This window comes from Kitasatospora sp. NPDC087315 (genome assembly GCF_044744345.1).
Lineage (GTDB): Bacteria > Actinomycetota > Actinomycetes > Streptomycetales > Streptomycetaceae > Kitasatospora.
Window position 1 is genome coordinate 459,298 of record NZ_JBIUYD010000001.1, and the last position, 13,262, is coordinate 472,559.

Below are 13,262 nucleotides of genomic sequence, written 5' to 3' on the forward strand. Positions count from 1 at the left end.
GCACGGCCGGTTCACGCGGCCCAGCCGGTTCCCACAGCTTCGAGAGGCCAGTTCGTCATGTCCGATCTCTCCCGCCGCACCTTCGTCGGCGCCACCGCGGCCGCGGGTGCGGCCGCCGTCGTCGGCCTCCCGGCCGCACCCGCCGGCGCCGCACCCACCGCGGGCCGGCTCACCGGCACCATCAAGGACGTCAGGCACGTCGTCGTGCTGATGCAGGAGAACCGCAGCTTCGACCACTACTTCGGCACACTGGCCGGCGTCCGCGGCTTCGGTGACAAGCAGGCGCTCCGCTTCCCGGACGGCGGCGACGTGTTCCGCCAGCCCGACGCCCGCCGCAGCGACGGCGGGGTGATGCTGCCGTACCGGATGGACACCTCCAAGTACAACGCGCAGAACGCCGGCGGCCTGCCGCACGACTGGGCCACCGGCCACCAGGCGATCAACAACGGCGCGATGGACAAGTGGATCGCCGCCAAGGGCGAGCGCACCATGGGCTACTTCACCCGGGACGACATCCCCTACCAGTACGCCCTGGCCGACGCGTTCACCCTCTGCGACGCCTACTTCACCTCCCTCGCCGGGCCGACCGACCCCAACCGCCTCTATCTGTGGACCGGTACCGCCGGGCCGGGACGGGACGGCACCACCGGCCCGTGGATCGACAACACCCCGGTCACCGACAACCCCGTCGCAGACTGGACGACCTACGCCGAGCGGCTCCAGGAGGCGGGCGTCTCCTGGCGGGTCTACCACAACCCCAGCAAGGACGACCGCACCGGCGACTACGACGACAACGCGTTGTCGTACTTCAAGCAGTTCCACAACTTCCCCGCCACGGACCCGCGGTACATCAACGCGATGACCAGGTTCGACCCGGCCGCCTTCGACGCCCACTGCAAGGACGGCACCCTGCCGACCATCTCCTGGCTGGTCGCGCCCTACCTGTTCTCCGAACACCCGGAGGCAGGCCCGGCGTACGGCGCGCACTGGGTCAACACGGCGCTCCAGTCGCTGATGTCCAACCCGGAGGTGTGGCAGCACACCGTCTTCCTGGTCATGTACGACGAGAACGACGGCTACTTCGACCACATGGTCCCGCCCACCCCGGAGCCCGGCACGCCCGAGGAGTTCACCCAGGGCCGGGCGATCGGCCTCGGCAACAGAGTCCCGCTCTGGGTCATCTCCCCGTGGTCGCGCGGAGGTTGGGTCAACTCCCAGGTCTTCGACCACACCTCGGTGCTGCGCTTCATGGAGCTGGTCACCGGTGTCACCGAGCCGAACATCTCGGGCTGGCGCCGGGCCGTCTGCGGCGATCTCACCAGCTGCTTCGACTTCGCCGCACCGGACCTCTCGATACCCGGGCTCCCCGACACCAACGCGCTGATGGCCAGGGCCGACGCGGGCACCAAGCTGCCGGGCGTCGCCCTGCCCGCGGCCGGCACCCAGTCCATGCCCGTCCAGGAGCGCGGCGAACGCCCGCACCGCCACCTGCCGTACCAGCCCTGGGCCGACGTGGACGTGGACCGCAGGACCGGCAGGGTCACCTGCACCATGAGCAACGACGGGACGGTCGCCTTCCCTTACACCGTCTACCCCAACATCCTGCTCCCGTTCGCGGGCACGCCCTACACCGTGGCGCCCGGTGCCACCGCGACCCACGTCTGGGACGCCGCCGGGACCAACGGCCGCTACGACTTCACCGTCCACGGCCCGGACGGCTTCGTCCGCCGCTTCGCCGGCACCGTCGTCCGCGACGGCCAGGACGGCCAGAACGACATCGGCGTACCGATCGTGACGGCCGACCTCGTCAACTCCTCCCGGCTGACCCTCCAGTTGGTCAACGACGGCCTCACCGACCTCGGCTTCACCGCCGCGCCCAACGACTTCGCGGGCACCGCGCAGACCGTCTGGGTCAAGCCCGGCAAGCAGGTCAACCTGGCCTGGCCGCTGGACAAGCAGGGCCGCTACGACGTCGTCGTGACGGCCGCCACCGGCTTGCGCTTCACCCAGCGCTACGCGGGCTGGGTGCACTGAGCACGGCCACGGCCGGGGGCGCCGAACGCGGTGACCCCCGGCCGTGGCCCGGCCGCCCGGCCGTGGCCCGCCGCCGGCGTCGAAGCCATGCGGAAGATCACCAGCCCCTGCCCGCCGCCGGACTCGCCGACGCCGAGGCCGGCTGGTCGGTGGTGCTCTCCAACCTGAGGACCTGCCTCGAAACCGGCCGCCCCTCCCGCGGGAGCCGTGGCCGATGCCCCGGTCGGACCGACCCGAGGTGCCGTCATCGCCTCGCCCGGGCCGGCCGCAGCCGCTCGCCGCGGACGATCCGGCGCAGCCAGGCGAGTCGGGAGAACCGCTCCCGGCTCGCGACCGAGGCCCGGTCCAGTTCCTCCATCAGCCGCCGGCTGCGGTGTTCGAGGTCGAGTTCGTCCAGGATCCGGTCGACCTCGGCCAGTATCGCGCCGTGCAGCTGCCAGGCCTCCGGGTGGTCCTGGACCTTGCGCAGCAGCATCTGGGCCACGTTCTCCCGGCAGGCCCAGGCGGCGGCCAGCTCGGCGCCGAGCCGCTGCTCGGCCTCCTCGGCGTTGCGGCTCACCTGGGTGGTGACCAGCACCGCGAAGCTGACCAGCGCGCCGCCGACGTGGTCGAGCAACTCCTCCAGCCCGACGGCCACCTCCTGCGGGAACAGCCGTTCGCCCGGAGCTCGCCGCTTGGCCAGATCGGTGAGTGAGCGGGCCAGCACCCGGATCACGACCACGCAGATCTCAAGCGTGTCCAGTCCGGTACGCAGCACCAGCCGGGAGAGCAGGCCCTCGCTGATCCGGGGGTTGAGGCGCAGGCTGTCCTCCGCCTGCCGCAGCGCGCCGTCCACGTCCGCGATGGCCTGGTCGAGCCGGCGGGCCTCGTGCAGCCGTTCGGCCGCGCGCTCCACCGGGGTGGGCCGGCCGAGCTCCTCGGCGATGCCCAGGAGCAGGTGGCGGGCGCGCCGGGCCAGGTCCTCGATCGACTCGCCCGCCGTGTCCACCCAGACCGGCGGGGCGAACAGCAGGTTGAAGAGCAGACCCACCGCGGCGCCGATCACCGTCTCCAGCACCCGGTCCCAGGCCTGCGAGGCCAGCCGGGTCACCCCCAGGACCAGCATCGCGCTGATCGCGACCTCGTTCACGAACTCGTCCACCCGGACGAACTGGCCGATCGTCAGCGACGCCAGGACGATCAGCCCCAGGCTCCACCAGGAGAGCCCCGTCACGGTGCTGAACCCGATCGCGATCAGCACCCCGACCACGACCGAGTTGACCCGGCGGATGCTGGTCGTCAGCGTGGAGTAGAGGGTGACCTGGACGACCAGCAGCGCGGTGAGCGGCGCGGTCAGCGGGGCCGGTTCGCTGCTCAGCCGCACCGCGACCGCGTACGAGAGGGTCGCGGCCACCGTGGCCCGGACCGTCAGGACGACGGCGGGTTCCCTGGCACGGCGCCGGACCGCGGTGACGAGGGGTTCCGGGAGAACGGGCATGCCGCCCTTCTTTCCCGCTCACCGCGCCTTACACCGCGGATCGGCCGACCGGTACCCGAATGCCCCGGCCGTGGCCCGCGTCGGTCAGCGGCGGCCGTCGCGCAGCAGCCTCCAGGGTGCGAGCGCCGACTCGACCTGCACCCCGAGGCTCATCTTGGACGCGCCCTTGACCCGCTCCTCGAACCGGATCGGAACTTCCCGGATCCGCAGCCCCCGCTGGACGGCGCGGTAGTTCATCTCGACCTGGAACGAGTACCCGTTGCTGTTCACGGACGGCAGGTCGATCGCCCGCAGCGTGTCGGCGCGCCAGGCCTTGAACCCGGCGGTGGCGTCCTTGACGCCCAGGCCGAGTATCGCGTTGACGTAGAAGTTCGCCCAGGCCGACAGCGCCTTCCGGTGCCACGGCCACTCCTCGGCGGTCGAGCCGCCGGGCACGTAGCGGGAGCCGAGCACCACCGCGGTGTCGTCGGCGAGCAGGGTCTCCACCATGACCGGGAGCACCGAGGCCGGGTGGGACAGGTCGGCGTCCATCTGGATCACCACGTCGGCCCCCTCCGCGAGGGCCCGGCCCATGCCCGCGAGGTACGCCCGCCCGAGGCCGTCCTTCCCGGTGCGGTGCAGTACGGCGATCGTGCCGCCGGAGTCCGCCGCGAGCTTGTCGGCGACCTCGCCGGTGCCGTCCGGCGAGTTGTCGTCGACCACCAGCAGGTGCAGGTTGGGCAGTTCCAGCTCCGCGAGCAGGCCGGCGAGGACCGGCAGGTTCTCCCGCTCGTTGTACGTGGGTACGACCACAACGACCTTGGGGGAGGCCTCGACCATGTTCTGTCCCTCGCGCGATCTCCGGCCGGGGCCCTCGCCCCGTCGGACGGTTGTCCACTACGGCCGTGCGAGTCTAAGGCGTGTCCGCGCCACGGCCGCGCGTGCCCCGTCCCGGCCCTGCCCCCGGCCGGTCTCACTCCCGGCCGTACACGGCCCGGACGTTGTCCCGGGCGGGGCGGGCGGATCCGGCCGGGCCCGCCGCGAAGGCGCGCAGCACGTTCTCGGTGACCTTGCGGACCAGGTCGCCGGCCCGGGCGTCGATGCCGTGGTCGGCGCTGCTGCCGCCCGGCCCCCGGGCGTCCAGGGCCTCCACCCAGCGCATCGTCCCGGTGGCGAACACCCCGGCGCCGCCCGGCAGGGTGGAGTAGGCGGTGTCGGCGAACGAGCGCCTGCCCTCGCAGACCACCGGGGAGTGCGCGAGGATCTCGATCGGACGCGGCGTCGGGAAGGCCGTGTTCACCCGGTCGTACTCGACGCCGACCAGGTGCGGGAAGGACGCCCCGGCGGTGGCGCCCGTCCCCTCGAAGACCCAGTGCCCGGGGGAGCCGACCACGTACGGGGCGTCCACCGGGTAGCCGTCGTAGATCACGCCGAGCATCGAGCTCTCCGGGTCGGCGCCCGGCCCCGCCCGGAAGTCCGTGGTCGCCGGCGCGCCCGCCCGGTAGCCCGGATCCTCCTGCCAGGCGTCCTTGTAGCAGACCACCACCCGGTCCGGGCCCAGCTCCGACGGCTCGAAACGGACCCGGCGGTAGCAGCAGTTGGCGCCCAGGACGGCCAGGTTGGTCCCGGCGTCCCGGGCCGCGGTCACCTGTGCGCGCTGTTCGGGGGACCAGTACTCGTCGTGGCCGAGCGAGAGCACGGCGGTGGCGCCGCGCAGCAGCCCGGGCTCCCGGGCGACGTCGATCCCGGTGGTGTACGCCAGCGGGATCCCGAGCCGTTCGGCGAGCGCGATCAGCGGCGCCTCGTAGACCAGGAAGAGCCCGGCCCCGTGGTCGTAGTCGTACGGCCGGTCGAAGGTGACGCGCAGCGAGCGGGTGGCCAGCCCGCCGGTCGGCCCGTTGTAGAGGCTGTGGCCGCCCCACTCGTTGTACGCCTGCCAGGTGGCGGGCGCGCTCATCACCACCGTCCGCCCGGCCGTGGCCGCCGAGCGGACGGTGAGCGGGACGTACCGCTGCCCCGATCCGTCCTCGGCGTCCAGCCGGAGCAGATAGGCGCCCTCGGGCCAGCCGGCGGTGTCCACCGCGAGGGTGCGCCGCCAGCCGGTCAGCACCGTCCTGGTCGGGCCGTCGACCCGGGGCGCGGCCTGCCGGGCGCCGGGCACGTGCGCACGGCGCCAGAGCAGCCGGGCCCGCGCACCGCCGTACCAGCCCATCCGGTACGCCGACACCGTGAACGCGGCGGCCGCGGTGGAGACATGCAGCCCGAAACCCTCGCCCGGCAGCACGCTCACCCGGTCCGCGAACCCCTCGATCGCGTGGGCCGGGCCCGGGTTGGTGACCTCCCAGTCGGCCGAGCCGGGAGCCGAGTTCTCCGACGGGAGGCCGGTCCGCGCGGGCTCGGGACCGCTGCTCGGTGAGCCGGCCGAGGGCTGCGGGTCCGGGTCCGGCCGGCGGGTGCCGCATGAGCAGACACCGGCCGCGGCGGCCAGTCCCAGCCCCAGAAAGTGCCGCCTGCTCCCGGGCGTTCGCCGCTCCGCCACTACCGTCTCCCTCATGTTCGCGCTCACCCGGCCGGGCCGCCCCCGCCGACCCGCGCGGTCATCCTTGCCGGTCGCGGCTCCGGCCGGAGCCCGCCGCGCTCCGGCGCGCCGAAGGTTCAGCACACCGTGTCACCACACCGTTCCCGGCCCCGCCGTGACGGCCGTTCAGGGCACCGCGGGCGCGACGCGCGCGGCCGCCCTCCGCCGGACCGGTCGCCCCGTCACATAGCCTGACCGGGCCGTCCGTACGGCGGCCAGGTGGTCCGGAGCCGTGGGCGGCCGGAGTCGTGGACAGGGGTGTACGTGGGCTCGTCAGCTTCGGCCGATCCGGGGGGCACTCCGTCGGGACGGCAGCGTCTGCGGGCGTGGCTGCTGGAGGGCCTGGTCGACCTGGCCAAGCAGCACCCGGGCCCGCACGCCGAGGCCCCCGCCGCGCACCGGGTCCAGCGCTGGTGGCGGGTGATGTGCCTGACCGGTCTGGACTACTTCTCCACACTCGGCTACCAGCCCGGCATCGCCGCCCTCGCGGCCGGTCTGCTCTCCCCGGTGGCGACGATCGTGCTGGTGGCGGTCACCCTGCTGGGGGCGCTGCCGGTGTACCGGCGGGTGGCCCAGGAGAGCCCGCACGGCCAGGGCTCGATCGCCATGCTGGAACGACTGCTGTCGTTCTGGAAGGGCAAGCTCTTCGTCCTGACGCTGCTCGGGTTCGCCGCCACCGACTTCATGATCACCATCACCCTGTCGGCGGCCGACGCCACCGCCCACCTGGTGGAGAACCCCCATCTCAGCGGCGTCCTCGGCGGCAGACAGGTGCTCATCACCCTGGTGCTGATCGCACTGCTCGGCGGGGTCTTCCTCAAGGGCTTCAGCGAGGCGATCGGCCTGGCGGTGTTCCTGGTCGCGGTCTACCTGACGCTGAACGTCGTGGTGGTGGTGACCGGTCTCTGGCAGGTGCTGCACGCCCCGCACGTGGTCACCGACTGGAAGAACGGGCTCACCGCCGAGCACGGCAACGCGATCGCGATGATCGGCGTCGCGCTGGTGGTCTTCCCCAAACTGGCACTCGGCCTCTCCGGCTTCGAGACCGGGGTCGCCGTGATGCCGCACATCGAGGGCGACCCGGACGACACCGAGGAGCGCCCCACCGGCCGGATCCGGGGCGCCCGCAAGCTGCTCACCACCGCGGCCCTGATCATGAGCGTCTTCCTGATCACCACCAGCTTCATCACCACCTTGCTGATCCCCGCCGACGCCTTCAAGGCCGGCGGCCCGGCCAACGGCCGGGCCCTCGCCTACCTGGCCCACGAGTACCTCGGCAGCGCCTTCGGCAGCGTCTACGACCTCTCCACCATCGCCATCCTCTGGTTCGCGGGGGCCTCGGCGATGGCCGGGCTGCTCAACCTGATGCCCCGCTACCTGCCGCGCTACGGCATGGCGCCGCAGTGGGCCCGGGCGGTGCGCCCGACCGTGCTCGTCCTCACCGCCATCGCCTTCCTGGTCACCTGGCTCTTCGACGCCAGCGTGGACGCCCAGGGCGGCGCGTACGCCACCGGCGTGCTGGTGCTGATCAGCTCGGCCGCCATCGCCGTGACCATCGCCGCCCGCAAGGCCCAGCAGCACCGCTGGACCGCGGCGTTCGCCGTGATCGCCACGGTCTTCGTCTACACCACGGCGGTGAACGTGGCCGAGCGGCCCGACGGGGTCAAGATCGGAGCCTGCTTCATCGCCGGGATCATGCTGCTCTCGCTGCTCTCCCGGCTCAAGCGGGCCTTCGAGCTGCGCGTCACCGACGTGGTGCTGGACGAGGTCGCCGAGCGCTTCGTCCGCGACTACACCCACCGCCCGCTGCGGCTGATCGCCAACGAGCCCAACAGCCGGGACCTCGCCGAGTACCGTGACAAGAGCCGCCAGATCCGCGCCGACAACGACATCCCCGCCGACGACGACCTGGTCTTCGTCGAGGTCACGGTGCTCGACCCGTCCGACTTCGAGGCCGAGCTGACGGTCCGCGGCGAGGTGCTGCACGACCGCTACCGGGTGCTCGCGCTGCAGAGCTCCAGCGTCCCGAACGCGCTGGCCGCGCTGCTGCTCCGGGTGCGGGACCTCACCGGCCAGCGGCCGCACATCTACTTCGAATGGACCGAGGGCAACCCGCTCGCCCAGTTCCTGCGGTTCTTCCTGTTCGGCCACGGCGAGGTCGCGCCCGTCACCCGCGAGGTGCTGCGCGAGGCCGAACCGGACCGGGACCGCCGCCCCCGCGTCCACGTCGCCTGAGCCCGGCGGAGGCGGCCGGGGCGCTACCGGCGGGGGTGTGACTTGCTCCAGGCGGGGGCGACGAATGCCACCAGGGCGACGGCGAAACCGATCTGGAGGAGGTGGCGGATCCAGTCGATGCCCGAGGTGTGGCGGACGCCGATCCAGCCGGACACCGCGTTGCCGAGCCAGGCCCCGGCGGCGCCGAGCAGCATGGTCAGCCACCAGGGGATCGACTGCGGTCCGCGGAGGATCAGTTTGGCGAGCACACCGAGCACGAAACCGATGAGCAGGATCCACAGGAGCTGGAACATCGCATTCCACCCTTTCCGGGCTTTCCGGGACGGAGCACCGACCGCGCGAGGGCGCGCGGTTTCCCCATGATCGCCCGGATCGGCCGTTCGGGCATGTCGGCGGCTCCGCCCGCCGGCGTACTCAGCCCTCCGGAAGGGTCAGGTTGGCGCCGCTGTCCGGGTCGAAGACGTGCAGCCGGTCGGTGTCGATCCACAGCTCCAGCGGGCCGCCCTCGACGGCCCGGGTCGCGGTGCCGATCCGGGCGACCACCTCGCGCCCTCGCGCCCCGGCCCCGGCCCCGGTGTCCTTCCGTTCGGCCGCGAACTCCTCCAGGGCGCCCGGGGTGAGGGCCTCGCCCTCCGCCGTGAAGTGGACGTAGACGTCCGAGCCGACCGACTCCAGCACCTCGACGTCCACCGTCGCCGTCCGGCCGCCGTGCGGACGCTCCAGCAGGGCCGCGTCCTCGAAGTGCTCGGGCCGGATGCCGACGATCACCCGGCGCGGCGCGCCGGCCCGGGCGAGCCGGCGCCGGACCGGGTCGGCCATCGCCAGGTCGCCCAGCGCCGTCCGCAGGGTGTCCTGCTCCACGGTGGCGTTCAGGAGGTTCATGCCCGGGGAGCCGATGAACCCGGCGACGAAGAGGTTGACCGGACGGTCGTACAACTCCTGTGGTGCGCCGATCTGTTGGACCAGGCCACCGCGCATCACCACCACCCGGTCGCCGAGCGTCATCGCCTCGACCTGGTCGTGGGTGACGTAGACGGTGGTGGTGCCGAGCCGGCGCTGCAGCCGGGAGATCTGGGTGCGCATCTGCACCCGGAGCTTGGCGTCCAGGTTGGACAGCGGCTCGTCCATCAGGAAGGCCTTGGGGGCGCGGACGATCGCCCGGCCCATGGCGACCCGCTGGCGCTGGCCGCCGGAGAGGTTGGCGGGCTTGCGGTCCAGGTGCTCGGTGAGGTCGAGGATGCGCGCGGCCTCCTCGACCTTGCGGGCGATGACGGCCTTGTCCGTCCTGGCCAGCCGGAGCGCGAAGCCCATGTTCTGGCGGACGCTCATGTGCGGGTAGAGCGCGTAGCTCTGGAACACCATGGCGATGTCCCGGTCCTTGGGCGCGCGGTCGTTGACCACCTGGCCGCCGATCCGCAGGGTGCCCGCGGTGATGTCCTCCAGGCCCGCGATCATGTTGAGGGTGGTGGACTTCCCGCAGCCCGAGGGGCCGACCAGGATCACGAACTCGCCGTCCGCGACGGTCAGGTTGAAGTCGTGGACGGCGACGGAGCCGTCCGGGTAGCGTTTGGTGATCCCGTCGAGGACGATCTCGGCCACGCTCTGCCTTCCCGGTCCGCCGGCCGGCGGACCCATCCCTGGACGCGCCCGCCGACCGGGCTCATCCCTTGACTGCGCCGGCGGTGAGGCCGGCCACGATGCGGCGCTGGAACAGCAGCACGAACACCACGATCGGCACCGTGATCACCACGGCGGCCGCGGCGATCGAACCGGTGGGCTGCTCGAACTGCGAACTGCCGGTGAAGAAGGCGATCGCCGCCGGGACGGTCCGCGCCGCGGTGGTGGAGGTGAGCGAGATCGCGAACAGGAAGTCGTTCCAGCAGAAGATGAAGACCAGGATCCCGGTGGTGAACACACCGGGCGCCGCCAGCGGCGCGATCACCAGCCGGAACGCCTGCGCGGGCGTCGCACCGTCCACCTTCGCCGCCTTCTCCAGGTCCCACGGGATCTCCCGGAAGAACGCCGACAGGGTGTAGATCGCCAGCGGCAGCGAGAAGGTCGTGTACGGGATGATCAGGCCGGGCCAGGTGTCGAAGAGGCCCAGCAGCCGCTCGATGTCGAACAGCGGCGAGACCAGCGAGATCGGCGGGAACATCGCGATCAGCAGCGACAGCCCGATCAGCAGACGCTTGCCGGGGAAGCGCAGCCGGGCCACCGCGTAGGCGGCCATGGTGCCCAGCACCACGGCGATGGTGGTCGCGATCACCGCGATGCCGATCGAGTTGACCAGCGCCCGGGTGAACTCCGAGGTCCGGAAGATGCCGCGGTAGTTCGCGAGCGTCCACTGGCGCGGGACGAAGGCCCCGTCGCCGAGCGTGCCCGGGTCCTTGAAGGAGAGCGCGGCGATCCACCAGACCGGGAACAGCGCGTACAGCACCACCAGCAGGTTGACGGCCCCCCAGCCGGTGAGCGTCCTGGTGCGGCGGGATGTCATCGGCGCTCCGTTCCGCCACCGGGCGCCGCGGCGCCGAACACCTTGATGAAGACCAGCGCGATCACGGCCACGCAGAGGAAGATCAGCACCGAGATCGCCGAGCCGATGCCGAGGTTGAGCGCGGTGAACAGGTTGTCGTAGCCGAGGATCGACACCGAGCCGGTGTCGTTGGAGCCCCCGGTCAGGATGTAGATGTTGTCGAAGACCCGGAACGCGTCCAGGGTCCGGAACAGCAGGGCGACCAGGATGGCCGGCTTCATCAGCGGCAGGATCACCAGCCGCAGCCGTTGCCGGAAGGTCGCGCCGTCCACCATCGCGGCCCGGACCGTCTCACCGGGGACCAGCGCCAGCCCGGCCAGCAGCAGGAGCGCCATGAACGGCGTGGTCTTCCAGATCTCGGCCAGGATGATCAGGCCGATCGCCTGCCAGTGGTCGGTGAGCGGCGCGCTGCCCGCTGGGAGCAGGGCCGCCAGATAGCCGGTGCCGGGCGTCCAGGCGTACTGCCAGGAGTAGGCGGCGACGACGGTGACGATGCCGTACGGCACCAGGACGGCGGTGCGTACGGCGCCCCGGCCGAACGCCGCCCGGTGCATCACCAGGGCCAGGGCGAGACCGAGGACCAGCTCGATCGTCACCGAGACCGCGCTGATCAGCACCGTAACCCGGAGCGCCTGCCACCAGAAGGAGGAGGTCAGCACGGCGGCATAGTTGTCGAACCAGATGAACTCCGCCTGCTGCGGGAACCGCAGGTCGTAGCGGTGGAGGGAGAGGTAGACGGCGTAGCCGACCGGATAGGCCGTCACCGCGGTCATCACGGCCACCGCCGGGGCGCAGAGCAGCCAGGCGAGCCGGCGCTCCTGGCGGGAGCCCGCGGAGAGCCGCCGCTCCGTCGCGGTGGGAGTGGTGGGCACGGTGGGTGCCTTGGGTGTTTCGGGCGTGGTGGGTGCGGTGGGCGGCCTGGTCACGGGATCAGCCCCTTCGAGGCGAGCGCGTCCTCGATCTGGCCGGACAGCGAGGAGACGGTGCTCTCGGGGTCGATCGCCGAGGGCGGCGAGAGCGCGTGCGAGATGGCGATCGAGACGTTCTGGTAGGCGGGTGTCCGCGGCCGGACCGAGGCGGAGTCCAGGGCCGTCAGCACCTCGGCGGCGAACGGGTAGCTCGCCGTCAGCTCGGCGGCGGTGTAGAGGCTGCGCAGCGACGGCGGCAGGCCGCCCTTGAGCGCGTTGACCAGCTGGTTGTCGCGGTTGCGCAGGCAGAGGGTGGCCTCGTGGGCCAGTTCGGGGTGGCGGCCGTAGGCACCGACGGCGAGGTCGATGCCGCCGATCGTGACGCTCGCCGGGCGGTCCGCGGTCACCGCCGGGTAGGGCGCCCAGCGCAGGTGCGGGAACAGCGCGGGCCGGTTGGCCTTCATCGACGGGTAGACGAAGGGGTAGTTGAGCTCGAAGGCGGCCGTCCCGGACTCCATCGCCAGCCGGTTCTGGTCCTCCATCTGGTTGGCGAGCGAGGGGTCGGCGGCGGGGGAGCGCGCGAGGTCCCGGATGATGCCCGCGGCGGTGACGGCGGGCGCCCCGAGCGAGGGGGCGGAGGCGTCCGGGGTGAGGATGGTGCCGCCGGCGCTGGTCACCAGGGTGTTGAACCAGACCGTCAGCCCCTCGTACTGGGCGCCCTGCACCTCGACATGGTGCGGTTTTCCGGCCCTGGCCAGGGCCTCGGCCTGGCCGAGCATCTCGCCCCAGGTGCGGGGCGGGCCGGCCACCAGGTCATCGCGGTACCAGAGCAGTTGGGTGTTGGAGTTGTACGGGACGGCGTAGAGCCGGTCCTTCCAGGTGGCCGTCGTGAGCGCGGCCGCCAGGGTGTCGGCGCGGGCCTGCTCCTTCAGCGCCCCGGTCCACTCGCGGATCCAGCCGGCCTCGGCGAACTCCGGTGCCCAGGTGACGTCCAGGCCCATGATGTCGACGCCCGCGTCGTGCGCCGCGAGCCGGCGGACCAGTTGCTGGCGCTGGCCGTCGGCGGTGCGCGGCAGTTTGTTGTAGCGGATCTCGTAGCGGCCGCCGGAGGCCTGGCCGCAGGTGTCGGCGGCCTGTTGGAGGGCGCCGGAGTCGTCGGGGAAGTTGTACCACTCCAGGACGGTCGGGCCGGTTCCGCCGCCACCGCCGCCACAGGCGGCGAGCACCAGCACCAGTGCGAGCGCGGCCGGCCGGGCGGCCCGGCGCGGGCTTCTGCGGCTCCTCGGCATCTCACTCCCGAACTCGGCGTCCTGCGGGAGGACACGCTAGGGGGTGGCGCGTACGCGGAGTGTGACCTCGGGGGTGACACGCCGGGCCGGGGTCCGGTGGCGGAGGGGGGACGGCTGCCGTCCGGGGCCGGTCAGGGGCGGTGCGGAGGCCTGTTCGGTCGTCAAGTTGTCTGGACAGCTTGGAGTCCACGGGCCGTCACCGAAGCGCCATCCAACACGCCGGTCCCGT

Annotated in this window: 10 protein-coding genes; 2 read left to right on the forward strand and 8 right to left on the reverse strand. The window is 72.3% G+C overall.

Going from position 1 to position 13,262, the window contains the following annotated elements; translation table 11 throughout:
• Window positions 1-57: 57 nt before the first annotated feature.
• Window positions 58-2,034: a phosphocholine-specific phospholipase C gene (locus ACIO5D_RS02085; RefSeq protein ID WP_400793632.1), complete on the forward strand. Its 1,977-nt coding sequence runs from the start codon at window positions 58-60 to the stop codon at window positions 2,032-2,034.
• Window positions 2,035-2,278: 244 nt separating this feature from the next.
• Here ACIO5D_RS02085 and ACIO5D_RS02090 read toward each other — a convergent pair whose 3' ends face one another.
• The 3 genes from ACIO5D_RS02090 to ACIO5D_RS02100 all read right to left on the reverse strand — a co-directional run bounded on the left by ACIO5D_RS02090 (window position 2,279) and on the right by ACIO5D_RS02100 (window position 6,044).
• Complete coding sequence (locus ACIO5D_RS02090; RefSeq protein ID WP_363610355.1) at window positions 2,279-3,511, reverse strand: aromatic acid exporter family protein; 1,233 nt, start codon at window positions 3,509-3,511, stop codon at window positions 2,279-2,281.
• Between the two features lie 84 nt (window positions 3,512-3,595).
• Window positions 3,596-4,330, reverse strand: coding sequence for a polyprenol monophosphomannose synthase (locus ACIO5D_RS02095; RefSeq protein ID WP_363610353.1), 735 nt, complete (start codon window positions 4,328-4,330; stop codon window positions 3,596-3,598).
• A gap of 133 nt (window positions 4,331-4,463) precedes the next feature.
• A complete protein-coding gene (locus ACIO5D_RS02100) occupies window positions 4,464-6,044 on the reverse strand; it encodes a N,N-dimethylformamidase beta subunit family domain-containing protein (RefSeq protein ID WP_400793634.1) in 1,581 nt (526 codons plus the stop codon).
• Between the two features lie 288 nt (window positions 6,045-6,332).
• Here ACIO5D_RS02100 and ACIO5D_RS02105 point away from each other — a divergent pair, with 288 nt between their 5' ends.
• Complete coding sequence (locus ACIO5D_RS02105) at window positions 6,333-8,303, forward strand: amino acid transporter (RefSeq protein WP_400654940.1); 1,971 nt, start codon at window positions 6,333-6,335, stop codon at window positions 8,301-8,303.
• 23 nt (window positions 8,304-8,326) lie between these two features.
• Here the strand turns inward: ACIO5D_RS02105 and ACIO5D_RS02110 are convergent, their stop codons facing one another.
• From ACIO5D_RS02110 to ACIO5D_RS02130, 5 genes are all read right to left on the reverse strand, one after another.
• Window positions 8,327-8,596 (reverse strand): GlsB/YeaQ/YmgE family stress response membrane protein, encoded by a 270-nt coding sequence (locus ACIO5D_RS02110; RefSeq protein WP_363610347.1) that lies wholly within the window; start codon window positions 8,594-8,596, stop codon window positions 8,327-8,329.
• A gap of 121 nt (window positions 8,597-8,717) precedes the next feature.
• On the reverse strand, window positions 8,718-9,902 hold the full coding sequence (locus ACIO5D_RS02115) for an ABC transporter ATP-binding protein (protein ID WP_400793636.1): 1,185 nt from the start codon (window positions 9,900-9,902) through the stop codon (window positions 8,718-8,720).
• A gap of 61 nt (window positions 9,903-9,963) precedes the next feature.
• A complete protein-coding gene (locus ACIO5D_RS02120) occupies window positions 9,964-10,797 on the reverse strand; it encodes a carbohydrate ABC transporter permease (protein WP_400654943.1) in 834 nt (277 codons plus the stop codon).
• Entirely contained in the window at window positions 10,794-11,708 is a 915-nt protein-coding gene (locus ACIO5D_RS02125; protein ID WP_363610386.1) for a sugar ABC transporter permease, read from the reverse strand. The genes ACIO5D_RS02120 and ACIO5D_RS02125 overlap by 4 nt, the downstream gene beginning before the upstream one ends.
• 50 nt (window positions 11,709-11,758) lie before the next feature.
• Window positions 11,759-13,033: an ABC transporter substrate-binding protein gene (locus ACIO5D_RS02130; RefSeq protein WP_400793637.1), complete on the reverse strand. Its 1,275-nt coding sequence runs from the start codon at window positions 13,031-13,033 to the stop codon at window positions 11,759-11,761.
• Between the last annotated feature and the right edge of the window lie 229 nt (window positions 13,034-13,262).